The organism is Runella sp. MFBS21, from assembly GCF_029433105.1.
In the GTDB taxonomy this organism is placed as follows: Bacteria; Bacteroidota; Bacteroidia; order Cytophagales; family Spirosomataceae; genus Runella.
The window spans coordinates 99,241-124,648 of sequence record NZ_JARNTW010000020.1; the positions used below are offsets into that span (position 1 = coordinate 99,241).

Here is a 25,408-nt window from a genome sequence, read left to right on the forward strand (position 1 = left end):
CTTTCAAACTTTATGTTTGTGCACATTTTAAAGCCAAACATACAATGAAAGTTAAGTACCAACTTGTGTTTGATCGTAAACAAGAAGTATCAAAAAAAGGTCGTGCATTGGTCCAAATTCAGGCTTACTTAAATGGTGAACGCCGTTATTTCTCCACTAAGATTCATCTGACGGCCAAAGAGTGGGATAAAAATAGAAACGTACCCAAAGACCCCTATACGGCACGACTTCTGAGAGACCAAATAGAGCAATTAGAAACATTTGAGATTGAATATCGAGCGCTGCATAAACAATTTGGCCTCTCCAACTTTGATGCTCTCCTCCAATCAAAGAAACCTATCAAAAAGAAGGATTCCCTTACCTTCACCGAATTTTATCGACTCCAGCTTACGAAGCAGCCGCATTTGGCTAAAGCTACTCTTGTTACACATCGAGTTACCTACAAAACACTGTGTTCTTTTAAGAAGAAGGTAGAATTTGATGACCTAAATTATGGGTTTCTACAGGATTTTAACAACTTTCTTATGAAGAAAGGGAAAAGCCTCAATACGATTGAAAAGTATCATCGACATTTACGAAAATACATTAACTTGGCCATTCTGCACGATTTCTTTCCTGAAGAAAGGAATCCTTATAAAAAGTATAGGCTAATTACGGAAGAGACAGAAGTGATTTTTTTGCTCCCGGAAGAACGGAAACGGATTGAAGCCTTGGCATTTACTCCAGAGCAAAGAGAGCTAGAAATAGCCCGAGATATGTTTTTATTTGCTTGTTATACGGGGCTTCGACATAGTGATTGTATAAAAATCTGTGCAGAAAATTTAATTATTACGGCCGACGGCATAGGGTTAAAGTATAAAGCTCAAAAAACTTCAAAGCTTGATTTTAAGCCATTGTCTTTACTTTTTAACGGGGCTCCTGCTGAAATCCTTAAGAAACATTTACCACAAAGACCTGATGTCCCGATTTTTAAAGGAATGTATAGTCAGAAGGTAAATAAGCTTTTGAAAAAGATTGCTAAAATGGCCTATGTAAATCCAAAATTGTATTTTAAAGCATCTAGAGATACCTTTGGGACAAATCTTTATATGTTATCTGGGGACGACAAACTAGTTCAGTTGCAACTTCAACATAGTAAGCGCGACCAGACGGATAAATACGTTCACGCAGTACAACAAGTTCAGAATGAAGCCCTCAAAAAAATATTTAAGCAGGCCAGCAAAAGTTCCGATGACAGGGGAAGTGAATGACTGGAAGATTAATGCTGTTAATGAAACTTCTAAAAAGATTACAATCAAGCACTATCTTAATCTTTACATTCGTCCTTATGTGACTGATGAACAAGAAGAAAAAGATCCAACTAAATGGAAACACGCGGTGTATGTACGTATTACATTTAATCGTATTACGGCAAAAATCAAGAGTGCTACAAACCTATGGTGTACATTAGAAGAATTTGATAATCAGACGGAGGAGATTGCAAAATTACTCGAGCGCGAAAGTTTATTCTTGATTGATTATGTAAGCCGGAATTACACAAAAACTAATAATGTAATTGTGCAGGAAGAATTTAATGTGAATGAACTATTTCATGATTTTGAGTATTCGCTATATGAGTTAGATAAAGTGGTAGATAGGCTTTTAGTCAAAAGCATGGTGCAATACCTTGAGCTAGACCAAGGTACTCTCTATTTTGAGGTGCTAGAGCAGGCTATAGCAGGGGACTATTCAATAGGGCCCTTAGAATTGCTTACTTATTTTGAGCTACAAAGCTCTTCGATAGAAGGGTTCAAGGACAAATTTTCTGATATGTTATGGACGTGGAAAGTCCTTTATCAAATCTTCAAACTTTCTAATAATCAATATGGGCAATTAGGTGCTAATGTTTTGGACTATCAAAACGGGGATTTTAAACAAGCATTTAGAAATACCTTAAACTTAGACCCTGATACTACACTTCTTTTGTATAAAGATATTGATTATCTGTTAGATACGTATTATTTTTTAGGCCGAAAACCTTACTTTTCTTTGTAAGAAAGAGAGCTGTTTTAGAGAGAAAGAACTAAAGTGATGCGATTTGTTTGAATAATTATAACATTTGTATTAACATTGCATAGTAAATCGTATCAAATTTTTCAAACCAAAAACCATGAAAGCCATCAACGAAAAAAGTCATGTCAAAGAAGAAATCGCAGATATGCGTTCAGAGATTAATAAACGCTTGGATGATTTAGTCATCTTACTTGAAAATCGACGAGAAAATATAGGATCCCTCGAAAAATTACAACCATCACAGGTCTGCAAAAAAATGGGATGGTCTCGCTCTAAATTTGAACAGTTTAAACGTGAAGGCTTATTCCGTACAACTAAAATAGGAGGGAAGGTGTATGTTTATGCTTCCGACCTAAACAAACTTTTCCCTAAAGACTTCTTTTAGTACTCCTATCTTTTAAACTCTCATCCCTATCCAATAGTCTGACACCGTAGAAATTCTACGGACGGTATGTTATTGTCTAATATTATTACTACTATGAGTATTTACCCCATAAGATTTGAAAGCCACCCTAAAAAGAAAGGCACGTGCCCTAATTGTGGACACAAAAATTGTTTTCGCTACTATGAGAAAGACGGTGTACGTATGGATGAGGCATTTGGTAAGTGTGAACGCACGAATAGCTGTGGGTATCACTCAAAGCCTACATTTTTATCTTTAGAGTCCAGTGAAAGTTTTATGCAGCACGAAATCTCTGATGCCGTGAAAGAAACGATGTTGCCAAATGAAGAGGTGCAACATAAACTTAATCAGTATATTAAGAATCAAAGTAGTCACTTACATACCTTTTGCCACTCGCTGAAAATCCCTAGGGAACATTTACAAAAGCATGGTGTAGGGACGAATCAGAAAGGAGTTACCGTTTTTGTACTCAAAAATGAAAAAAGGCAGCTAGTGAATGCCAAATGGGTTCTTTACAAATCTGATGGGCATCGTGATAAATCTTTTCAAAGCCATTCGTTAAAACAGCCCACTGACGGAAAAAAGTATGAAATGTGCCTTTATGGGGAAGACTTACTTGACCCTGAAAAGAAGAAAACGGTCGTAGTCGTAGAATCGGAGAAAACAAAAGTAATCGCCTCGCATTTTTACCCACAATTCGATTGGGTTGCGTGCGGTTCTGCTAACGGCTTGACCAGTGCCAAAATTACACCATTGAACGGTCGAAAGGTAATATGGCTTTGTGATGCTGATAAGGCTGGTAGACAGGATGCTTCAAGTATCAAAAACTTACAGAACCACAGAATTGATTTTGAGATTATTGATCTGTTTCCCAAACGGAATGATGGTTATGATATTGCTGATGCTATTGGAGACAAACTGCTACCCGATATTCTCTCTGGAACACGATTGCCACCGAAAAAGCCCAAAAAGGAGACCTTTGCGCAAATGAAGGTTCAATACAGTTCGGTTGATTACCGAGAAGATGGGAGTATGTGGGTAGCAGGCAAGAAAAACTGGGAAAATGTTGCCAATTTTCACTTGTTTATTAGATTTTGTACTGAAGATGAAAACCAACAAATTACATGGGTATTGGAGTTGCGCCAAAAAAATGGCGACACCGTTTTTTTAGAAGTTGAGCACGATGACTTTTGCTCATCCAAACGGATGAAAAACCTGATTACGGCAAAACAGCTAAGTTTTAAAGCCAATGACGATCATTTATCAGAAATCCATGCCCATCTCTTTGCCTTGAAAGGCTTTTCTAAAGCCATGAAAATTAATCGGTTCGGTCTTCATCAAGAATCAGAATTGTTTTTGTTTGCAAACTATGCTGTAACTCCACTGGGACAGCTCATCAGTCCTGACGAGTTTGGCATAGTGACGTATAATGAATGGAGTATCTCAATTCCACGCACCAATACCAACAAAAGGCATCGTTTTACATTGTCAGACCATCCGATTAAGTTCAATCATTGGTTTAATTTATTCCAGGGCGCACACTTAAAGGAGAATGCGTTTCTGCCAGCATGTTTTTACATTATGTCACTTTTTAGGGACATTGCAGTGTTTCAAAATGGTTTCTCTCCTATTCTTTATGCGAAGGGACCCGCAGGCACAGGTAAGAGTAGCATCATCCGAAGTCTGACGTATCTTTTTGGTTTTAAGCAGGACGACATCAATCTTAAATCTAAAAATACCGATGCAGCCCTTATAAAACTCATGAGCCAGTCGTCAAATACCTGCTTGTGGATGGATGAATTTGTGAATAACCTGCCTCAGGAAGGGTTATTACAAGCTGCTTATGACAACACAGGTTACCATAAAACGGCGGAAAACAGCCGTAGTAAAACAGAAACAGAGAGCATTGATATTCATTCGGCCTTAATGCTGACTAGCAATTATCTCCCCCAAAATCCCATCTTTTTTTCACGCTGCCTTTTTCTCCCCATTGAATCACAGCAAAAAACAAAGGAGCAAATTATCGCTTTCACTCAGTTGTCAGAGCTTCAGGAAAATGGCTTGGGAATGATTACGGTGGAATTACTGAAACACAGGGCATTGATTAAAGAATCTTATTCCGCTGCGTATACAACCCTGTATAATCGACTGAAAGCATGTTTTATTCATGAACGGTTGCCTGAACGTCTGTTTGCCAATATGGCTCTAACGATGGCCTGTGCTTTTGTTTTGACCTGCGAAGGGCATATAGCGCTTTGTGAATACACTGACCGAGAAGATATTTTGGACGAGTTTACCGAAATAGGAAGAAAGTACATAAGCCGTCAACACAGCATACAAAATGATACTTCACTACTCTCTGAATTTTTTGGTACGCTGCAAGTGATGTTTGACCAATATCTAATTCACGAAGGAATTCATTTTAGGTTTGATGGTCCGCTTCTATATTTGCGTACACCTTTGATTTATACAATTTTCATGGAGAAATATCGTCGAATTTATTATAAAGAAGCACCGGATAGAGACAGTATTTTTCAGGAAATTCTGCAAATGGAAGCTCCAAGAACCGAAAAAGAGGTCATAAAGACAATTCGTTTCCGACAACCCGACAAGAAAGAAGATAATGTACTAAATCAATCGGTAACCAGTTCACTTTCATTGACTTATGAATATTTAAAATCGAAATATGATTTAAACCTTATCAACAGGCAACCCAAAAATTTCTAATTTTAAAAAAATAGCCTTTTTTCTTACAACGTTACAACAACAGTAGGTAAGTGGTTGATTATTAATTTTTTATATTAAATATTGTTGTTGTAAAATTGTTGTAAATCCGTTGTAGCGTTGTAAAATATTTTTTGAAGGCCGTTGTAACCGTTGTAGGTAATTACAACGAATTTACAACGAAAAATAAATTATAATTACCTGTTTGTCAGTGCTTTATCTCTTTCGTTGTTGTGTTGTAATACAACGGCCAATAATGCCCTATCGCAACTTTTTTTATCGTGATTTTCTTTTTGCTTCATCTAATATATGTACAATTTTTAGCTATGAAACATTGCCATTTTTTAAAGAACTGAGGGGTGGGCTTTTAAAGAGTATGAAAAATACCCTAAAAAGGTAAAAGGAGCAGATAAACCACGTATCAGAACCATAATTAGCCTTATTTAATTAATTTTGTATGTATTTTCTTAAACCATTTAACAGCATGAATACCAAAGACCAAACCATCAATTTTCGAGTGGATGAATCCACCAAACAACTCCTTAAAGATTTTGCCCAGGAGCTTAATCTCAAGGAAAGCGAATTTATCCGCAAAGCCATTGTAAGCTTCAAAGACTTAACAGGCCAAGTAGAGGCAGCCGCTCTGGACAAGGAAAAAATTCAGGAACTAGAAGGGCAGATCAAACGCTTGAGCTATGTGCTGGAAACGTACGAAAACAACGAGGCTTTTAACAAACTTTTCAGTCAGTACAAAGGACATACACTGGAAGGCAAAAAAATTCACTACAAATCAGATTTGATTGAATTATTGGCCAAAATGGCAAAGGTAGAAGTAGTAGAAGAAAACCCAAGTACAGAGGGTGCGCCTCTCATGATGTCGCCTATCAAGTTAGAGGCTCATCTAACGCCAGAAATAGTAGAAGAACCTCTTACCTGGCAACAAGTCATGGAGGCAGTAAAACGTAATTGGGTGTGGTTAGTAGGGTTGGTGGGAGTAATCGCTGTTTTCATCTTCTGGCGATGGACAACTGTTATGCAAAAGCGCCCTAAAATTATACAGTATTCTCCCCCAAAAGCAGAAGAAAGTTTGCTTACAGCCTGATGTATATAAAAATTGTACATACACTCTTATTTAGACAGTGAAGTGTAGACATATAGTTTGTTTTAATCAAAAACCCACGTTACAGGCTTGTAACGTGGGTTTTAGGTTTTGGGCTGAAAAAATTAGCCTTATCATATATTTAAACGTTTGTCTTGAATATGTCAGGAATTACCACTTGATAACTTTTTTTTATTTTTAGTTTAAAAGAGATAAAATTTGTTTGTAATTCAGCTTTTCAGAAGTGTTCAACAACTTTTTTACCTTAACTGCTTTTACTTCTTATCAATAATTAACTAATAAAAAAGAGAAATGGAAAAGAATAAACTTAAAAGACGCCCTTCTAACAGACGTCGTAAATTGGCTCTATACACTAAAGAACCATTTAGTATAACAAAAGAGCATCAAAAAGCATTTTTATTGGCTGTAGATGAAATCATTATTGGGCAAGTTACTTATAAATTAACGCTTGATCGAACAAGTGTACAAAGAGTTTCATTTGGTGGCAGAAGTGCCGATTTAAATAGCGATAGAACAGTTAATCCAAATGTTTTTGAAAATAATACCCCTATAGCAGCTCCGATTACAAATGGCATGCTTTGGGTTGTTGTTAGAGGAACTGGTAAATTCAGTATCGGAGGAGGTTGGGAGTTAAAGGTATTTGTCAATGGTACCGCGATTCCAGATTCCCCTATCGAAGAAGAAGTTCAAAATAATAATAGAGTAGATCATGACGATCTTCATTCAATAAGATAATAATTTATTCTAAATTTAGTAGTCTATGAAAAATATAGCCATTTATTTTGTCTTTTCCCTCTTAAGTTTAATACTAAGAACTGCTAAAGCCCAATTATTATCAGCGGATAGTGAAGGACAATCAACTATTTTGTTTGACGCTAATGCTATTAACGTAGATGTTGCAAAAACATCAATTTCAATTAATATAAATAATTTTCAATCACAGAATATTGCAAAGCAACATCAATTTCTTTGGGGTGTATCTGCCTCAGGCGAAAACAATGAAGGACTTGCAAATTTATTATCAGAAGGCAAATTTTTACCTAGCGCTAAAATAAGAGCATTTACAGGTTTAATTATAAGGTTTCCCTCAAGTGATTTTAAAGTTGAACGTAGAATAAAAGAACTTGAAAATTCAAAGATAATAAGGCTTTTTGACTCTTTAAACAATGTTACCAATATAGTAAAAATTGAGTCAAAAAAGTTAATGGGTATGGTTCATATTTCAAAAATACCAGAACTTAGAGCAGGTTTAAACAAAGCAACAGATTTGCAAAGCCTTAAAGGAGCGTTAGCTAATTTGGAAAATTTTAAGGATACAATCAGGGAATGGAAACAATCAACTTCTTCAGTACCAATTGACACTGTTATCAATAATGCTATTTATCTGGTAGATTCTATTATAACTCATATTAAATCAAATATAAAGAAATTTTCGGAAAAATATGACTGTGATGTCACTATTGAGCAATGCTACAATGATATTCAAGGTTTGATTGGTACTATTACAGAAGAAGAGACACAATTAAAAAAAACAACTATCGGAAACAGAATAGCCCCTTACTTATCTTTTGGATTAAATGGTTCACAAATAAAACTCTACGACGAAAATGTTACTGGCGCATTGGCTAAAAGGTTCGTAAAAACTCCGTTTTCAGGAGCATTCATTGATTTAGGTGTTAATTTAGATCTCGGTCCAAGGTCATTGTTTGGCTTCTCATTCGGTTTTGAACAAACAGCGACTCTTGATAGCCTGAGTAAAACTGAATATATGATTAGAACAACTGAAACCGTTAATAATCAGCAGCTCATTAGTGAAAAAAAAGAGACTGGTTATGCTGGAAATTACCAAACTTATACTCGTTATAATGTACGTTTTGACGCATTACACTTCTTTAGAATCGGTAAAGAAGGTAATTTAGCTTGGAATCTGCCTTATGCTCGGTGGCTAATCTCCGACAAAAAAGATGCAGCTGTGAATTTAGTTAATATAGGAACAGCTCTTAATTTTTATAAAGAGAAAGGAAAGTTTGCTGGTGGAATATACTTTGAATTTGGTGATGTTACTGATGAACAATACAAATATCAAATTCGAATTGCAAAAACTGTTTCCGCAAAAGAAGCTTTAGCTGATACAAAGACTTCAATTTGGGAGCGGCTTACTTTTGGAGTTGTTGCGAAATTTGCATTCCAAACTATAATCAATCCTAAAAGCTGGTAATTTTTTTGTTATGAATCCCCAGGAAAACCTAAGAAAATACCTTATAGCCTGGTTTGTAACCAGCAGTATTATTTTATTCGTACCATCAATTGCACTTTTAATATTTTCAGTCTTTGTTAAGCCTACGTTGTCTACCCCCCTTTCTCCAAAAGCCCCTGTAGCAATTGTCCCTCCAACACTTGATGCCAAGCTGTCTAAAGAACTAATAACATTTAAAAGCGAAATATTTAAAAAACAAGTTGATGATCAAACTGTAAACTATGAAAAACAAATCAATCTATACAAAGAACAACTAACTGTTTGGAAACAAATAGAAGCTAATCGACTAAATTTAAATCCATATTCGATTTATCAGTTAGTTGTAAAAGAAACCCTTGTTCCATTAATTACCGCATTTTTAACCGCTCTTATAACTTATGCTTTTGTTGTTAAAGGGGCGGAAAGTATCTCAATGTATGTTCAAGAAAAGAAAGAGGCACGTGCAGAACGTAATGAAGCACGTGCTCGAAGCGAACAAATCTAGTTGTTATTCTCCTTCAAAATCAGAAGAAACCCTGCTGGCAGCCTGAGTGTCTACACAAATGTAGGTACGTGCCCTGGCATGTATAGGTATATGTTCTTTTGCTTAAAAACCCACATTACAGGCTTGTAACGTGGGTTTTTGGATTTCAGGGAAGTATGTTTCCGGGTTAAATAACGATGTATGGACAATTGTATATGCAAAGGTGTGTATCAAAAAAAACTGTAAGTGTGTTCAGTAGGATACAGTACTTTTTGCCGTATGATAAATAGATATTGAAGAGAATGCATTTGTTTTGTTTACAAAATAAATATTGTTTACGTTTCCGTAAACGAAAAATATAAGTAAACATGACAGCAACACAGATTGTAGATCAGGCATTGAAAAATCTCCAAACCACAGCCTATTAAAATGGGCATGGAATCAAAATGATAGCAGGCAGTTGATCGATACCTTTCAACCAATGATTGGACGTTGAGCTATGCCACCCAATTAATCAACGAATTGAAGATTGGAATAAAAGAAACGGCCCTAAAAGAGCACACTTAAAAACTCTGTTGCGTAATCTATGAGGGATAAAAGCCGCTTTTTGGCTGCTTGCCTACACAAATGTATGTACATGTCCGACATGTAGAGGTATATGTTATTTTCATTAAAAACCGACGTTACAAGCCTGTAACGTCGGTTTTTAAGTTTTGGCAGCATACCTTGTCCCAATTTTATTCTCTCTAAATACAAATGTATATACACTTTGTACATACAAATGTGATACGAAACCTTTAGACCATAGTCAGTAATGCCGCAAGAGTAAAAATTAATGTAGTGTTATATGCTACCTCAAGCAGGTAAAAAGCAGCTTTTAGGACAAAAAACAGGAGTGAGCGATATTGACAGCACCAAGTCTATTCCATATTACAATCAACTTTTTACTTGCTGTAACCAAAAAGTTATCAAACGGGTGTGTTTTCCTAATAATCAATCAGTTAGCCACCTATTAAAATTGGCTAAACTTCTCCCCTCCGGACACTGTTAAAGCCTTAATGATATTTTTTATCTCCAATCTCATATTTCAGTCTAAAGCATTTATAATCAATTGAATACAACTGAACTGCATTGACTTTTCTATAGTAGAAAGTGTATCGGCACACACTAAATATGCCCTTTTATCATAATTTATTACTGTAAGTATGCTGAAAATAGAGTTATTTTGAAAAATAGGAGAGAATACTATCAGACCTTGAGAGATAGCGTAATTCTATATATTTGCAAAAAATCCATTACACCTTGAAAAATCACCATCGGTATATCGTTCGCAATGTCAGATCAGGCACAGCGTTGGGCGTGACTAACTGTAAAATATTACATGGTCTCTATAGCGAATTACGTAAGCAGGAAGGGCTCTCAGAATCTGTAAGCTACGCAACATTTTACCGACGTATGAAATCCGGGGTATTTCGGGACTTGGGTTATACGTACGAAATGGTGGAGATATTCTCGGGTGTCGATTCTGAAAACCTAAGCAAACTTCTGGCAGGGTGAGTAAAAATAACCTTCGCTGAAACATCGCTCCCATTTTGCAATAAAAGTAAATTCCACATTTAACCATGAGACATATTTATCTAAACCAACTTTATACTATTCTATCTGATTTAAAGGAAAAACAAGGGTATCACTATTTGTTAAATGCAATCCCTTTGCAATTCAATTGCGGACTCTATTTTTTCTTTGACCCTCAAACCCCTATAAATCAGCATCAATTCAAAATTATTTACATAGGGATTACTAAGGATAATATCAATAATCGTTTAGAGAAGCACCAAAAAGCGCATATAAGTGCCTCAAGCCTTCGTAAACATGTAGGAAGTGCATTAAATCTTTTGTACAATGAAAACGTCAATGCGGCAGGGATCAGTGCATATATTCATCAACTCCTCTATTTATTCCTGCCAATCAATAACATAGACAATTTAGACGCACTGGAAAAACGGTGCATTGAAATAGTCTTGAATAGAAATCAAGTCGCAATTCACCCCCCTATGAATAACTGGTTAGGCTACCAATTGGGTGGTGCTATTTCTGAGGCACAAATGTGGAACAACCATTATACTAATAGTTACAACCCTGCTAATAATTACACTCATGCCTTGGATCTATTACAGGTGTATCTAAATCAAATGTGAAGAATTAGAATTTCATAAGTATCCGCCCTTTTCTCAACGTTTATCTAAACCCCTTATGGCCTTCAACGAAAACACCCGAGTAAAGATACCCGCTATACTGCACCTGTGCCGACTGGGCTATGAATATGTATCTCTTTCCAAAGCTACCCGCGACGAAAGTACCAATATTTTTACAGACGTTTTCACGGAAAGTATATCACGGATCAATCCTGAACTAACTGAAAGTGAGGTTCAAAGACTATTTGAAGACGTTTCGCTGAAATTAGATAATGAAGATTTAGGAGAAGCATTTTATATGATGCTTACGGCTACATCGGGCAATAAATTAATTGACTTTAAGGATTTTACCAACAATTCATTTCATGTGGTGACCGAGCTCACCTATAAAAACGGGGAAGATGAATTTCGACCCGATATTACGCTGCTGATCAACGGAATGCCATTGGCGTTTGTGGAGGTCAAGAAACCTAACAACCACGAAGGTGTGCTCCAGGAGCGTAACCGAATCAATGCCCGTTTTAAGAATAAGAAGTTCCGCAAATTCATCAATGTGTCGCAGGTACTGGTCTTTTCCAATAACATGGAATATGACATAGAATCCATTGAACCCATTCAGGGGGCTTTTTATGCATCGACTTCTTACGCTGCGGCCAACTTTAACTGCTTTAGGGAGGAAGAGAAATTTGATTTGTCCACGTTGCTCAAAGATGAAGATGATGCCTTGGAGAATTTTGTTCTGAAAGACAACAACTTACACTCCATAAAACACTCCCCGGAGTTTTTGACTAACAAAGAAACAGATACGCCAACCAATCGAATACTGACATCATTATTCAGCAAAGATCGCTTTGCGTTCCTTTTAAAATACAGTATCGCTTACGTGCGGGAGGAAAAAGGGCTGGAAAAGCACATTATGCGCTATCCGCAGATATTTGCGACCAAAGCCATTGAACGCGATTTGAATAAGGGAATTAAAAAAGGCATCATCTGGCACACGCAGGGAAGCGGAAAAACCGCTCTGGCCTACTACAATATCAAATACCTCACCGATCGGTACCAACAAAAAAGCATTGTTCCCAAATTCTATTTTATAGTGGACCGTATCGACCTGATGGACCAGGCCAAACGGGAGTTTACATGCCGGGGGTTGGTTGTGCACACCGTCAACTCCAAAGATGAATTGTTGAAAGACTTTAAAACCCGTCAGGCCATTCATAATTTTTCGGGAAAACGGGAGGTAACGGTCGTGAATATCCAGAAATTCAAAGATGATACGGATGTGCTCCGGCCCAACGACTATGACATCAACACGCAGCGCATTTATTTTTTGGATGAAGTTCACCGTAGCTACGACCCTAAAGGCAGTTTTTTGGCCAATCTTTTCAACTCTGACCGCAATGCCATTCTTATTGGGTTGACAGGGACACCGCTCATCGCCAAAGACCGTACCTCAAAGGCTACCTTTGGCGAATACATTCACAAATACTACTACAATGCGTCCATTGCCGACGGCTATACCCTGAAACTGATTCGAGAAGATATTGAAACCAGTTATAAGCTTCAGTTGAAGGAAGCCCTAAAGGAGATGGAAATATTAAAGGGAGGGGCAGATAAACGTGTGGTATATGCCCATGCCCGGTTTGTGGAACCCATGCTGGATTACATTGTTCAGGATTTTATCAAAAGCCGAATACGATTCAATGACCATACCATCGGGGCTATGGTGGTGTGTGACAGCGCCGACCAAGCACGGAAAATGTTCGAGATTTTTATCAATAAATACAACACCGTTCAAAAAACCTTGGAGCGGGTGGAGCCGTATGCAATGGCAGCTGAACCGGCACCGGAGTATGGGTCGTATACCAAACGCCAAAAGAAAAGCCTGACCGCTTCGCTGATTCTGCACGACATTGGCGATAAAGAGGAACGCAAGGCCGAAGTGGAGGATTTTAAGGACGGGAAAATTGACTTTCTGTTTGTATACAACATGCTGTTGACGGGCTTTGATGCCAAGCGTTTGAAGAAACTTTACATTGGCCGAGTCATCAAAAATCATAACCTGCTCCAAACCCTGACCCGCGTCAATCGGCCCTACAAAACTTTTAAGTACGGCTACGTGGTCGATTTTGCCGACATCACCAAGGAGTTTGACGCTACCAACAAAGCCTACTTTGACGAGCTTCAGGCGGAATTGGGCGATGAAATGGAAACCTATTCCAGCCTCTTTAAATCCAAAGAAGAGATCGAAGAGGAAATCAAAGACATCAAAGAGAAGCTGTTTCACTATGACCTGAACAATGCAGAATTATTCTCGCGCCAAATCAGCCAAATTGAGGACCGAAAACAGGTGTTGGAAATCAAAAAAGCCTTGGAAACGGCCAAAAACCTCTATAACCTGATTCGGTTGTACGGGCATTTTGACATGCTGGAACAGATTGATTTTCATAAATTGAATCAACTCTACAACGAAACGGCACGGCATTTGGACCTGCTGAACCAAAAAGAAGCCCTCGAAAACAGTACCGACACGACCAATCTGCTCAATATCGCGTTGGAGAATGTGCTGTTCATGTTTCGGAAGATTTCGGAAGATGAAATGGTGATTGCCGACCAACTCAAAGACACCCTTCGCAAAACCCGCGAAGCACTGGGGCAAAATTTTGACCAAACCGACCCGCAGTTTATTTCGCTGTACGATGAGCTCAAACGGTTGTTTAACAAAAAGAACCTGGACGAAATCACCCAGGACGACATGAAACGCAACATCGGCTCCCTGCAAAAAATCTACGATAAGGTGACCGAACTCAACCGCAAAAACAACCTGCTCAAGGCCAAATACGATTATGATGTGAAGTTTGCCCGCGTGCATAAACGGATCATGGAACGGGGAAATGTCTCCAAAAGAGAAAGCGAACTGTGCGAAACCCTCACGGACATTAAAGGCCAAGTGGACGAAAAAGTGCTGATCAATACCCAAATGTTAAAAAATGAGGCTTATTTTGAAAAATTAATGATCCGGACGGTCATTGGAAGTTTTACAAAAACCAAAATCAATTTAGACACCGACACCGCCAAATACATCAACGGCTGTCTGGTCAAAGAATACTTAAACGAATATCAGGGAGTTCAAAAATGGTAACACAGGATTTTACGGCACAAACGAAACAATTGATCGACAACCTGAAAGGCGTTTGTACCTCGTACGGATTGGGAAACGACGGCAATGAGTTTAAAATCATTACCCAAGTGTTTCTCTATAAATTTATGAACGATAAGTTCGCGTATGAACTGAAAGCGTTGGTGCCGGCATTGCAACAGGCCGAGAGTTGGGAAAAGGAAATCGCCGACTACACCGAAGAAGACTACGAAATGCTGCTGCTCCGGATGAATCCCGACAGCGCCAAACTCAAACGGGATCATTTTCTGTCTACCCTTTTTAACCGTCAGGATCAGGAAGAATTTGCAAAGTTTTTTGACGATACCCTGCGCGACATCGCCATTTTTAACAACGAAATCTTCTCGGTCAAAACGGGTACCGGGGCCAAGATCACGCTGTTTGACGAGCTGAGCAATTACATCACCGACAGCTCACAGCGGGACAGCTTTTGCAAAGCCCTCGTAAATCAGTTGGTCAACTTCAATTTTGATAAGATCTTCGATCAAAAATTCGACTTTTTCTCCACCATCTTTGAGTACCTCATCAAGGACTACAACAAAGACGGCGGCGGTAAGTACGCCGAATATTACACGCCTCACGCCGTGGCCAAGATCATGGCGTCTATATTGGTCGACAGCCCCGTGAGCAACGTTACCTGTTATGACCCCTCGGCGGGCTCGGGTACGCTGCTGATGAATTTGGCCCACGCCATCGGCGAAGACCGCTGTACCATTTACTCGCAGGATATTTCACAAAAATCGTCGAGTATGCTGCGCCTCAACCTGATCCTGAACAATTTGGTGCATTCCATTCAAAACATCATTCAGGGAAATACCTTGCGGAACCCTTACCATAAGGTGGGCGAAAAGCTGATGACCTTTGATTACATCGTTTCCAATCCGCCCTTTAAATTGGATTTCAGCGATTATGTGGAAGACCTGAACACCAAACAAAACAGCGAGCGCTTTTTTGCGGGGTTCCCCAACGTGCCCAACAAAGACAAGGATAAGATGGCCATCTATCCCCTCTTTATTCAGCACATTATGTACACGTTGGCTCCCAAAGGCAGGGCCGCGATTGTGGTACCGACGGGCTTTATTACGGCCCAAAGCGGCATTGAAAAGCGCATCCGCGAGCGCTTGGTGGAGCAAAAAATGCTCCGGGGCGTGGTTTCGATGCCCAGCAATATCTTTGCCACCACGGGTACCAACGTTTCCATTTTGTTTATTGACAAAGCCAACTCCAAAGGCGACATTGTGCTGATGGATGCCTCCAAGCTCGGCACTACCGTAAAAGACGGCAAGAACCAAAAAACATTATTGTCAGAAGACGAAGAGCAACTGGTTATTGAAACCTTTAACAAGCACGAAGCCAAAGAAGATTTTACGGTAGTAGTAAGCTACGAGCAGATTAAGGAAAAGAACTACAGCTTTAGTGCAGGACAATATTTTGAGGTGAAGATTGAATACACCGACATAACACCTACGGAATTTGAAGCCAAGATGAACAGTTTTAAAACCAATTTAGATAGCCTTTTTGCCGAATCAAAAACTTTGGAAAAGGAAATTCAGAAACAATTAAATGGGCTGAAGTATGAATAAATATTTTAACGAAATTAAGTTAGGGGAATTAACAGAAATTATTGCTGGGGGAGATAAACCAAAAAATTTTAGTGAAAAGAAGACTGCCTTTAACACAGTTCCAGTATTTGCAAACGCAGAAGGAAATAATGGCTTACAGGGGTATACGGATCTCCCAAGAATAATTGAACCAGCAGTAACAATCTCAGCCAGAGGTTCTAAAGTAGGTTTTGCAGCATTAAGAAAAGAACCATTTTTTCCAATAGTTAGGTTGCTTACATTGATTCCCCAAAAGGATAAATTAGATGTGGATTATCTGTTTTACAATCTTAAATTAAACAGACAAAATGGCACTGGTTCGGGTCAACCTCAAATAACGATTCCTGAAATCTCAGAAAAAATCATATCGGTTCCTCCTTTGATAGTGCAACAAAAAGTTGCTTCCGTTCTTTCCACCTTAGACGCCAAAATAGAACTCAACAACCGCATCAATGCGGAGTTAGAAGCGATGGCCAAAACACTGTATGATTATTGGTTTGTGCAGTTTGACTTTCCCAACGAAGAAGGAAAACCCTACAAAAGCAGTGGCGGTACAATGGTTTGGAATGAGGGGTTGAAGAGAGAGATACCGGAGGGATGGGAGGTTGTCGAGCTTGTTGGTATTACTACTTTATTAGTGAGAGGTATTTCGCCAACATATATAGAGAATGATGGTATCCCTGTTTTGAATCAAAAATGTATACGAAATAAAACAATAGATTTTTCCTTCGCCCGAAGACATCATCATGTGATAAAAAGCGCAGAAGCTAAATTAATTCAAATTGGTGATATTCTTGTAAATTCTACTGGTGTTGGTACACTCGGAAGAGTTGCAATTGTAAAAAGATTGGACGAGTCGCTTACAACAGTCGATTCTCATGTAACTATTGTACGAATAAATAAAGACAGAGCTAATCAGCTATATATTGGATATTCCCTGACAGAAAAGCAAAGCGATATTGAACAGTTAGGCGAGGGCTCAACAGGGCAAACTGAATTAAGTAGGAGTAATTTAGAAAAACTAAAACTCATCTTACCTCCTATTAAATTACAGGAAACTTTTGAAAAAATAATTGAACCTCAATTTCAAAAGATAGCCTTAAACGAAAAAGAAAACCAACAACTTGCGGAGCTTCGTGATTGGCTGTTGCCGATGCTGATGAACGGGCAGGTGAAGGTGCAGTAGGGAGGAACAATAATAAAAACCGGGCACGTATGGCAGAGCAATTATCTCTTTTTTTTAAAGAAACCACCTCTACAATAGACAATAAAGAAGAAAAGGTAAAGGCATTGGATGAGCTTTTTGCCCAAAGTGCCCGGTATCAGAATAGCGCGGAGTTTTTAGCGTTACTGGAGTTCATCAACCGATTTCCCGGTCTTTCTCCGTACAATGCATTTCTGGTAAACATGCAGGACAGCGCAGCTTCTATTGTTTTATCACCACATCGTTGGAAAAAATACGGCAGGCAAGTAAAGCGATACGCTCGGCCGTTTATCATTTTAGTGCCTTTTGGACCGGTAGAATTCGTCTACGATATATCAGATACTGAACCCATTAACGGAGAGGAAGATAACATCCCTCAGGAACTGACGAATCCATACGAAACAAAGGGGTATTTAGACCCGAGCATATTTCATACTACCTGTCATAATGCCGATAAAGAAGGGATTACATGTGGCGATTATAAGATGCAGAGGGCATCGGCGGGCTATGTAATGACTCAAACTCAGGATAAATTTTTAATAAATATTAATACTGAATATGAAATTAATGAAAAGTACTCTACGCTGGTTCATGAATTAGCACATGTTTATTGCGGGCATCTAGGCAGGAATAAAAAAAGTTGGTGGGAAAGTAGAAAGAACCTTTCGAACGAGTCTAAAGAGTTTGAGGCTGAGTCAGTTTCCTTTCTGGTTTGCAAACGACATGGGCTTACCACAACCTCACATCAATATCTTTCAGACTACGTAAGCAAAAATAATACGCTGCCTCCCGTTAGTCTGGAAACCATTCTTACAGTATCAAATCATATTGAAAAAATGGGGTTGAAGGGCTTTAAGGTGAAAGGGGGAGCAGGGGTTAAAATCTAATCGAATACTAAACCTATGCCTGTGCAATTAACATTCCGAGTTAAGAAAGAATGGATTTATAACCAATTTATTATGAGTTCTATTCCTTAATCTCCTCACCATCTTTTATTTTATTTTGTCGTTCAGTAATTAGTCTTCTATATTCATCAGGGTTTGATTCCATGAGCTTATCTAAATTACTTTCGATTAGTTTGTTTAATTCCTCTGGATTTAGAGTTATCAAGTCAGAATTGAGTTTATCCCTACGTTTTTTTATATCATCCATATATTTCCCCTTTTCAACAGACGCCTTCGATTGTAAAATATTAAGGTTAGACTTTTCATAATCGTAATTGAGTAATGTTTTTAATTCATCTTTATAAGCCATGAAAGGCTCAAATAGGTTATGATAAGCACGACCAATTGCGCCAATGAACAATATAAGTTTAGGCTTATGCACTTCGACTCCTGAAATCAAAATTTGATTGACTGAAATACCAGGATAAGGGTCAATGTAAAAAATTTGTTTAATGCCAAGTTGATATGCTTTTTTAGAGCAAAGTTCACATGGTGACGCAGATGTAAATAAAAAGCCTTTAGTTAAGCCTTCTCCACCATATTTAGCGATTTGGAGCATTGCATTCTCCTCTGCATGAAGAGATCTTGTATGGACTTGGTTTTTTTCATGTTCTAAACAGTTTTGTCCTTCTTTAAAACAAAATGAAACATTCCGACCTTTTAATCTACTTTTATCTATTGATTTATAAGCAGTTTTAAGTAATTGTTTGATTTCACTCGTTTTTTCATATTCACTAAATGCTTCAGGGTCTGAATTATGTAATAAGTCATCTACATTTCTCAGAAGGCAGGGAGTTTGGCCTTCAGGAGTATTATTCCAGCCAATAGATTTTATAGAAAATCTATCATCTGTAACAACAGCCCCTACTTGTCGAGATATGCAGCCAGAATTATATTTTGCTGTATAAGCAATTTGCATACATCGTTCTTGTGGAGTAGGGGTAATTATGCCGGGTTGAAATATAAGAGCTAAATATCTAACCACATCTTTTTTAATTGTTGTATAAGTATCTCCTTTCTCTTTATCATTTGGGTTATATAAATAAATATCTGAAACTTGAATGCATGTCTTTATATCTTGAACATAAAAAGTTTCTTCTGTTTTTAAATTTCTATTATACTCATTGTCGATGCTTTTTAATTCTTCTGCATTATATTCACTTGATAATCTTTTTTCCCTATGTTCGTTTTCAGTATTGACTGCAAAAAGATAAAAAGCTGAAAATCTTTCTTTAAAATACCTTGCTTCCATTGAATTTCTAATTGAGTCAATCACAATATGGGCAGACTTTTCATTATGCTCTCTAAAAATTTTAATTAACTGATTTGTAACCTCAGCAATGATATATGAATTTTTAGGTAAAAAAGTACTACTATCTAAAGGGTTACCAGTCTTACGAATATTATCACCAAATAATTGAAAAGGAGTAGGTCGCGTTTTTGATTTAAGTTTACTAAACTCTGTTTTGAGTGCCCCTGTAAATGCAGAAAGTTCTTTATTTATAAAAAACAAATCATTGACTTCTTTTTTTATTCGGCTACTAGATTTTTCATCCTCACCCTTCTTTATTTCATAAACTGGTGACTCTTTTGTAATTTCAAATAGTTGCTCTATTTTTTTTTGTAAACTATTGAAGTTGTATTCTATATTTTTTTTTATTTGATTAATAACACTGGCGGCATTAATAATATCATCTTTATATGAATTTAAGAGAAAATGAGTCAAAGCTTCTAGGTCTTTAAGACATAGAGTCATCGTGATAATATCTGAAGCTCTTATTAATGTAAATTGTTTCCAATTTTTCTCTAAATAATTATAGACAATTCTATACTTACGTTCTTCATTAGATTTAAATTCAGTAGTTATAGGTTTGGGAAAGTTACAGTCATCAAAACTTTTATGGCAGAGCATTGTTGCAACAGTTGAACATCCAGAGCCTAGCCTTCCAGTTAGCCCTATGATTAAAAATTTATTTCTAAGCTGATATAAAGCGTCAAGATCATTAGGTGTCATAGAATTCATATTTATAAAGATTTAGAATGTTTTTTTACTTGAAAAAAGCATAAAGGTTGTGGATGTAGCCGATTATCCCAATAAATTTATCAGAAAGGATACATCGCTGCTTTTTATGAAAAATTTATTAGAGATACTGTATGTGTTGAGAAAAAGCAAATATAGAAAAAAATGGGCAAGGAGATACTTAAATTTATCGAGTGGCTTTTGGCTCTTTTGCGCCCCAATTTATTAGATACATCTGCACGTAATTGGACACTTTTGATACCCAGTATGATACCCAAACTCAAAAACAAGGCTAACTGATTGATAATCAGTTCTAATTTTTAGTCCCGTCCGGACCGCTAGGAAGCTCAGAGAAATCTGGGCTTTTTTGTTTTATACTGTTTTAAAATATGCCTGTCACGTATGGAGTTGCGGCGGTGCGACGTTTCGCTTCGAGTCCCGTCCGGACCGCTAGGAAGCTCAGAGAAATCTGGGCTTTTTTTGTTTTTATGGCCTTTTCGACGCTGTAAAGGCACCTTTTTAGCTTTGGTCGCTTGTTTTATTTTGATACTTTTTTGATACCGTCTGTGGCTGCCTGCTGGTTTTTCCCTTTTGATGAGCAAAAAATCAAATGAGAATAAGAGTCGTAAAATTTTTTTTGACATAAGTCAGGGTAGGATTTTTTACGATGTTTTACCAAATCATAACAGATTTTTTGATACCTGTTTTTCTTAGCTTTCAAACTTTATGTTTGTGCACATTTTAAAGCCAAACATACAATGAAAGTTAAGTACCAACTTGTGTTTGATCGTAAACAAGAAGTATCAAAAAAAGGCCGTGCATTGGTCCAAATTCAGGCTTACTTAAATGGTGAACGCCGTTATTTCTCCACTAAGATTCATCTGATGGCCAAAGAGTGGGATAAAAATAGCGCACCCAAAGACCCTTTGGCTAAAGCTACTCTTGTTACACATCAAAACATGGTGTTCTTTTGAGGAGAAGGAGATTGAGAATGCTGGGTTTTCCTGCACACAAAAGTCTCTTGAATTTTGTATGCTCTGGACAAGCCCAAAAGCAAAAACACCGTATGTATGATACGGATTTTAAGAAAAAAGTTCTGAAAATGGTAAATTCTGATTGAAGTGTATCGGAAGTGGCCACAACAATGGGCATGGAAGAGCAATCTGCAATAGGCACTAAGTTTGTTTAATTGAAATTTGAACCTATTGCAGACGAATTTTTAAAAGTAATAAGATGCAATGAACTCTCTCCAGTTACACTTAAGGACGTATCATTCTTTTTAAAGTATCCTGCATGGCTGTTTTGAAAGCATCGTCTTTTGAAAGTAGACGGTATAAGTCCAGTTCCGTTTTGCGTTGCTTGGCCATGACCTCGTCAAAGATTTTCCTAAACGCGATTTCTCGGTTTTGGGTATCCTGATTCTCAGAATATTTGTCTTTGAAATCTGGGTGGGCTTTGATGCTTTGTGCGAGGCTGATAAACTTCACCCTTTGTTCTTCAGGAGTTAAATCCCACCCTTGAAACCATCGTTCATTGAAACTTTTTATGATTAAATCCAACGTATCTTCTTGTACATCACTACTATGTACCCCTCTTGGGTTAGCATTTTGAGGCTCCAATTCCGTTTCAGAAGCGTCCAAACCAATTGCGGTATTGAGTTTTACCCGTTCCAAGCCGTAAGTAGAAAGGTCTACCGAATTCAACAGTTCATCTAAGGCATCAGCAGTGGGATCGATAATAATGAGCTTGGGAATGAGGAATTTCAAAAACCAAAACAGCTTTTCCCATTTGATGACTTCATAAGGCAAAATAGAAGCCATCTGGGCGTATATCTTCACAAATTGCTTGGCTTTAATCTTAAAATCAGCCTTTTGTGTATCTTCCAGTTCCAGACCGGAATTGAACCTGTCGGCGGCTATGTCAATGAGGGGACTTAACTGCTGCGCATTGACGCCTTTGAAATACTTCTCCACAAAATCTTCTACCTCTGCCCATTCGTAGACGCCCACATCGTCCAGCTGCCCTTTTAAATCGTGCAGCACATTTACATCGGTGGCTTTGCTCAACGTAGTGGATGTATAGAAAGGATCAAAGGCGGCTTTGATTTCGTCGGTGGAGTTGAAAAAATCCAAGACAAACAAGTCTTCCGTTTTCTTGCCCAATTTGTTGGCCGAACGATTCAAGCGTGATAGTGCCTGAACGGCCAAAACACCCTGTAGTTTTTTGTCCACATACATGGCAGTGAGTTTGGGTTGGTCAAAACCCGTCAAGTATTTGTTGGCTACCACCAGTATTCGATAGTCGTCGGTATCGAATGTATCGCGGGTGTCTTTTTCGGCAAATCCATTGAGGCTGTCTTCTGTGTATTCTATACCGTCTATGGTTTTCTTTCCCGAAAACGCAATGGCAATTTTGAAAGGGTTGCCCCTTTCGTTGAGCAATGATTTGAGCGCAAAATAATACCGAATGGCCGATTCGATGCTTTGGGTAGCTACCATGGCTTTGGCTTTGCCTTTCAGCTTTTTGGGATTGACCACTTTCGTAATGAAGTGGTCGAGCATGATGTCGGCTTTGGTCGCAATGGTCTGTGCGTGGCGTTCTACGTAGGCTTTGAGTTTCTTTTGGGCTTTGGAAGTATCAAACAGCGGATTGTCCTCAATAGATTTTTCGATCTCATAATAACTTTTGTAGGTGGTATAATTGGCCAAGACATCCAAAATGAATTCTTCTTCAATGGCTTGTTTCATGGTGTATTCATGAAATGGTTTAAACTTGCCATCGTTCTGTCGGATGCCGAATTTTTCTAATGTAGTGTTTTTGGGGGTAGCCGTAAAAGCCATATACGACGCATTGCCGCGCATTTTGCGGGTACGCATGGCGGCCAAAATCAATTCCTGCGGGTCTTCTTCTTCGTCTTCCTGTTCTTTTTTACCCATGACGCGGTTCATGTTGTCGGCGGTGGTGCCGCTTTGACTGCTGTGGGCTTCGTCGATGATGACGGCAAATCGCTTCTTACTCATGTCGGCAATGCCGTCCACAATAAACGGAAACTTTTGAATGGTGGTAATGATGATGCGTTTACCGTTTTCCAGACTTTCTTTGAGTTCTTTGGAAGAATACGCCGGTGCGACGATGTTTTTTACTTCCGAAAACTCTTTGATGTTTTCTCGCAACTGCTTGTCCAATAGGCGTCGGTCGGTAACGACAATCACCGAATCAAACAATGGATGAGCCACACCCCGACTGCCGGGCGTGGTATCGCTTTCTGGATAGGTTTCGATGAGTTGATAGGCTGCCCACGTAATCGAATTGGATTTTCCTGATCCTGCCGAATGCTGAATCAGATAGGTTTGCCCTACGCCTTTTTGGGAAGCATCCTGAATGAGTTTGCGCACGACATCCAATTGGTGATAACGCGGAAAATAGAGCGATTTTTTTGCTAAAGGGTCACTCTCCTTGCCATCGAAGCGCACAAAATGCTGAATGATATTGGTAAGGCTTTGGCGAGTGAACACCTCCCAAAGGTAGGCCGTTTTGTGACCAAAAGGATTGGGCGGATTGCCTTTGCCGTGGTTGTGGCCCAGATTGAAGGGCAAAAAGAAGGTGTCTTTGCTGTTGAGCTTGGTGGTCATGTAGGCTTCATCGGTATCGACAGCGAAGTGAACCATGCAGCGCCCAAACTGCAAAAGTGGCTGTGTAATGTCACGTTCGTTTCGGTACTGGTTTTGCCCGTGTACTTTGGCATTTTGGCCCGTCCATTGATTTTTGAGTTCCATCGTAACGAGCGGTACCCCGTTCACAAATAGCACCATGTCAATCTCTTCGCGGGGATTGGTGAGCGAATACCGTACTTGGCGTGTGACGCTGAATTCGTTGCTTTCAAAACGTTCTTTGACGGCTTGACTGCTGGAAGCCAACGGCAGCGAATAGAGCATCGTAAAATGCGCATCTTCCACTTCCAGCCCTTTGCGGAGAAGGCGCAAAATGCCGTATTTCTTCACCATGCGGTCGATGCGCTCCAGTATCTTGAGTTTCCAGTCAGACGGAACGCCGCCCGAATGTTTTTGGAGTTTGGCGAGTTCTTCTTTTTGGGTGGTTTCCAAAAAATGCCACAGCCGAAGCTCATCAATGGCATATTGGGCGTTGAAGTCTTGGGGAGTGCCGAGGTAATACCCGTTACCAGCGCGATACAGCTCGGCCCGCTCGGCTACGTTGCCAACTACACCGTTGGTATTGAGGTCTTCCAGACAGGTGCCCGTGAGGCGTTTTTCAATGGCCGATTCTAAGGCCTGTTCGTTGGTTTGGCTGGGCATGAATGTATAATCATTACACCCCTTTGGGGTTTTATTTGGTTGTTTTGTGGTAATAATAATCATTAGACCCCTTCGGGATTGTAAACCCAAAGGGTCGCTATGATTATAGCCAGCTTTGCTTCAAATCTAATCATACCATTCAAATAAATATTGCTCATCGTATTCTACCTCAAATTTTCGCAAAAACTCTAAATATTCTTCTCTAAAGGTCTTTTTACGGTGATGCTCTTCCTGATTCAGGATGTATTTATAAACGTTGTCAATGTGAGAATGGGAATAGGAAAAGCTTCCAAAACCTTCTTGCCACGAAAATTTACCTTTCACCCATTTTTGCTCGTTGATGAAATTCGTTGAGTTATTTTTTACGTCTCGGACCAATTCCGAAATAGAGATGGAGGGTCTTAGTCCAATAAAAAGATGTACGTGGTCAGCTACGCCATTGACAATGATGGGTTTTTGATTTTTCCCTTTGATAATGCCCGACATGTATTTGAACACTTCGTCACGCCACGGCTTTTGAAGCAGGTTTTGACGGCCTTTTACCGCGAAAACCACTTGGATGTAGAGTTGTGAATACGTACCTGCCATATAATCATTACACCCCTTCGGGGTTTTTATAGGATGTTTGGGTTCGATGATAATGCTATAATCATTACACCCCTTTGGGGTTTTTATAGGATGTTTGGGTTCGATGATAACATGTTAAAAAGCCCAAAGGGCTGACACGATTATAAAAAACGGCTGATGATAACATGTTAAAAAGCCCAAAGGGCTGACACGATTATAAAAAATGGCTGATGATAACTATGTTAAAAAGCCCAAAGGGCTGACACGATTATAAAAAATGGCTGATGATAACTATGTTAAAAAGCCCAAAGGGCTGACACGATTATAAAAAATGGCTGATGATAACTATGTTAAAAAGCCCAAAGGG

The 25,408-nt window shown here is 38.7% G+C and carries 18 protein-coding genes; 14 read left to right on the forward strand and 4 right to left on the reverse strand.

Annotation, left to right across the window (positions count from 1 at the left end):
* Positions 1-44 precede the first annotated feature (44 nt).
* The 13 genes from P1X15_RS26265 (at position 45) to P1X15_RS26325 (ending at position 18,084) form a co-directional block, all read left to right on the forward strand.
* Entirely contained in the window at positions 45-1,250 is a 1,206-nt protein-coding gene (locus P1X15_RS26265; RefSeq protein ID WP_273212263.1) for a site-specific integrase, read from the forward strand.
* Positions 1,186-2,034 (forward strand): hypothetical protein, encoded by an 849-nt coding sequence (locus tag P1X15_RS26270; RefSeq protein ID WP_273212261.1) that lies wholly within the window; start codon positions 1,186-1,188, stop codon positions 2,032-2,034. The genes P1X15_RS26265 and P1X15_RS26270 overlap by 65 nt, the downstream gene beginning before the upstream one ends.
* 115 nt (positions 2,035-2,149) lie before the next feature.
* A complete protein-coding gene (locus P1X15_RS26275) occupies positions 2,150-2,437 on the forward strand; it encodes a hypothetical protein (protein ID WP_273212260.1) in 288 nt (95 codons plus the stop codon).
* A gap of 93 nt (positions 2,438-2,530) precedes the next feature.
* The gene (locus P1X15_RS26280; protein ID WP_409049709.1) at positions 2,531-5,182 is read left to right on the forward strand and encodes a DUF6371 domain-containing protein; all 2,652 of its coding nucleotides are present in this window, start codon (positions 2,531-2,533) and stop codon (positions 5,180-5,182) included.
* A gap of 481 nt (positions 5,183-5,663) precedes the next feature.
* Positions 5,664-6,281: a hypothetical protein gene (locus P1X15_RS26285; protein WP_277341113.1), complete on the forward strand. Its 618-nt coding sequence runs from the start codon at positions 5,664-5,666 to the stop codon at positions 6,279-6,281.
* 309 nt (positions 6,282-6,590) lie between these two features.
* On the forward strand, positions 6,591-7,034 hold the full coding sequence (locus tag P1X15_RS26290) for a hypothetical protein (protein WP_277341114.1): 444 nt from the start codon (positions 6,591-6,593) through the stop codon (positions 7,032-7,034).
* 25 nt (positions 7,035-7,059) lie between these two features.
* A complete protein-coding gene (locus P1X15_RS26295) occupies positions 7,060-8,517 on the forward strand; it encodes a hypothetical protein (protein WP_277341115.1) in 1,458 nt (485 codons plus the stop codon).
* A gap of 10 nt (positions 8,518-8,527) precedes the next feature.
* Complete coding sequence (locus P1X15_RS26300; RefSeq protein ID WP_277341116.1) at positions 8,528-9,040, forward strand: hypothetical protein; 513 nt, start codon at positions 8,528-8,530, stop codon at positions 9,038-9,040.
* 1,601 nt (positions 9,041-10,641) lie between these two features.
* A complete protein-coding gene (locus tag P1X15_RS26305) occupies positions 10,642-11,217 on the forward strand; it encodes a GIY-YIG nuclease family protein (protein WP_277341117.1) in 576 nt (191 codons plus the stop codon).
* Between the two features lie 55 nt (positions 11,218-11,272).
* Positions 11,273-14,356, forward strand: coding sequence for a type I restriction endonuclease subunit R (locus tag P1X15_RS26310; protein ID WP_277341118.1), 3,084 nt, complete (start codon positions 11,273-11,275; stop codon positions 14,354-14,356).
* Positions 14,350-15,975 carry a class I SAM-dependent DNA methyltransferase gene (locus P1X15_RS26315; protein ID WP_277341119.1) on the forward strand — a complete coding sequence of 542 codons (1,626 nt, stop codon included), beginning with the start codon at positions 14,350-14,352 and terminating at the stop codon, positions 15,973-15,975. Before P1X15_RS26310 ends, P1X15_RS26315 begins: the two co-directional genes overlap by 7 nt.
* The gene (locus tag P1X15_RS26320) at positions 15,968-17,179 is read left to right on the forward strand and encodes a restriction endonuclease subunit S (RefSeq protein WP_277341120.1); all 1,212 of its coding nucleotides are present in this window, start codon (positions 15,968-15,970) and stop codon (positions 17,177-17,179) included. Before P1X15_RS26315 ends, P1X15_RS26320 begins: the two co-directional genes overlap by 8 nt.
* 29 nt (positions 17,180-17,208) lie before the next feature.
* Complete coding sequence (locus tag P1X15_RS26325; protein ID WP_277341121.1) at positions 17,209-18,084, forward strand: hypothetical protein; 876 nt, start codon at positions 17,209-17,211, stop codon at positions 18,082-18,084.
* 79 nt (positions 18,085-18,163) lie between these two features.
* Here the strand turns inward: P1X15_RS26325 and P1X15_RS26330 are convergent, their stop codons facing one another.
* Positions 18,164-20,164, reverse strand: coding sequence for a hypothetical protein (locus P1X15_RS26330; RefSeq protein WP_277341122.1), 2,001 nt, complete (start codon positions 20,162-20,164; stop codon positions 18,164-18,166).
* 344 nt (positions 20,165-20,508) lie between these two features.
* Entirely contained in the window at positions 20,509-20,805 is a 297-nt protein-coding gene (locus tag P1X15_RS26335; protein ID WP_277341123.1) for a hypothetical protein, read from the reverse strand.
* 114 nt (positions 20,806-20,919) lie between these two features.
* Between P1X15_RS26335 and P1X15_RS26340 the strand changes: the two genes are divergently transcribed.
* A complete protein-coding gene (locus P1X15_RS26340) occupies positions 20,920-21,135 on the forward strand; it encodes an Arm DNA-binding domain-containing protein (RefSeq protein ID WP_277341124.1) in 216 nt (71 codons plus the stop codon).
* A 285-nt stretch (positions 21,136-21,420) separates the two neighbouring features.
* Here the strand turns inward: P1X15_RS26340 and P1X15_RS26345 are convergent, their stop codons facing one another.
* Both P1X15_RS26345 and tnpA read right to left on the reverse strand, forming a co-directional pair.
* Complete coding sequence (locus P1X15_RS26345) at positions 21,421-24,474, reverse strand: type I restriction endonuclease subunit R (protein WP_277341125.1); 3,054 nt, start codon at positions 24,472-24,474, stop codon at positions 21,421-21,423.
* A gap of 126 nt (positions 24,475-24,600) precedes the next feature.
* Positions 24,601-25,062, reverse strand: a complete 462-nt coding sequence (gene tnpA, locus P1X15_RS26350; RefSeq protein ID WP_277341126.1) for an IS200/IS605 family transposase — start codon at positions 25,060-25,062, stop codon at positions 24,601-24,603.
* Between the last annotated feature and the right edge of the window lie 346 nt (positions 25,063-25,408).

Coding starts and splice junctions, on each gene's coding strand:
- P1X15_RS26265 (WP_273212263.1), top strand. CDS start 45: ATGAAAGTTAAGTACCAACTTGTGTTTGATCGTAAACAAGAAGTATCA.
- P1X15_RS26270 (WP_273212261.1), top strand. CDS start 1,186: ATGAAGCCCTCAAAAAAATATTTAAGCAGGCCAGCAAAAGTTCCGATG.
- P1X15_RS26275 (WP_273212260.1), top strand. CDS start 2,150: ATGAAAGCCATCAACGAAAAAAGTCATGTCAAAGAAGAAATCGCAGAT.
- P1X15_RS26280 (WP_409049709.1), top strand. CDS start 2,531: ATGAGTATTTACCCCATAAGATTTGAAAGCCACCCTAAAAAGAAAGGC.
- P1X15_RS26285 (WP_277341113.1), top strand. CDS start 5,664: ATGAATACCAAAGACCAAACCATCAATTTTCGAGTGGATGAATCCACC.
- P1X15_RS26290 (WP_277341114.1), top strand. CDS start 6,591: ATGGAAAAGAATAAACTTAAAAGACGCCCTTCTAACAGACGTCGTAAA.
- P1X15_RS26295 (WP_277341115.1), top strand. CDS start 7,060: ATGAAAAATATAGCCATTTATTTTGTCTTTTCCCTCTTAAGTTTAATA.
- P1X15_RS26300 (WP_277341116.1), top strand. CDS start 8,528: ATGAATCCCCAGGAAAACCTAAGAAAATACCTTATAGCCTGGTTTGTA.
- P1X15_RS26305 (WP_277341117.1), top strand. CDS start 10,642: ATGAGACATATTTATCTAAACCAACTTTATACTATTCTATCTGATTTA.
- P1X15_RS26310 (WP_277341118.1), top strand. CDS start 11,273: ATGGCCTTCAACGAAAACACCCGAGTAAAGATACCCGCTATACTGCAC.
- P1X15_RS26315 (WP_277341119.1), top strand. CDS start 14,350: ATGGTAACACAGGATTTTACGGCACAAACGAAACAATTGATCGACAAC.
- P1X15_RS26320 (WP_277341120.1), top strand. CDS start 15,968: ATGAATAAATATTTTAACGAAATTAAGTTAGGGGAATTAACAGAAATT.
- P1X15_RS26325 (WP_277341121.1), top strand. CDS start 17,209: ATGGCAGAGCAATTATCTCTTTTTTTTAAAGAAACCACCTCTACAATA.
- P1X15_RS26330 (WP_277341122.1), bottom strand. CDS start 20,164: ATGAATTCTATGACACCTAATGATCTTGACGCTTTATATCAGCTTAGA.
- P1X15_RS26335 (WP_277341123.1), bottom strand. CDS start 20,805: ATGTCAAAAAAAATTTTACGACTCTTATTCTCATTTGATTTTTTGCTC.
- P1X15_RS26340 (WP_277341124.1), top strand. CDS start 20,920: ATGAAAGTTAAGTACCAACTTGTGTTTGATCGTAAACAAGAAGTATCA.
- P1X15_RS26345 (WP_277341125.1), bottom strand. CDS start 24,474: ATGCCCAGCCAAACCAACGAACAGGCCTTAGAATCGGCCATTGAAAAA.
- tnpA (WP_277341126.1), bottom strand. CDS start 25,062: ATGGCAGGTACGTATTCACAACTCTACATCCAAGTGGTTTTCGCGGTA.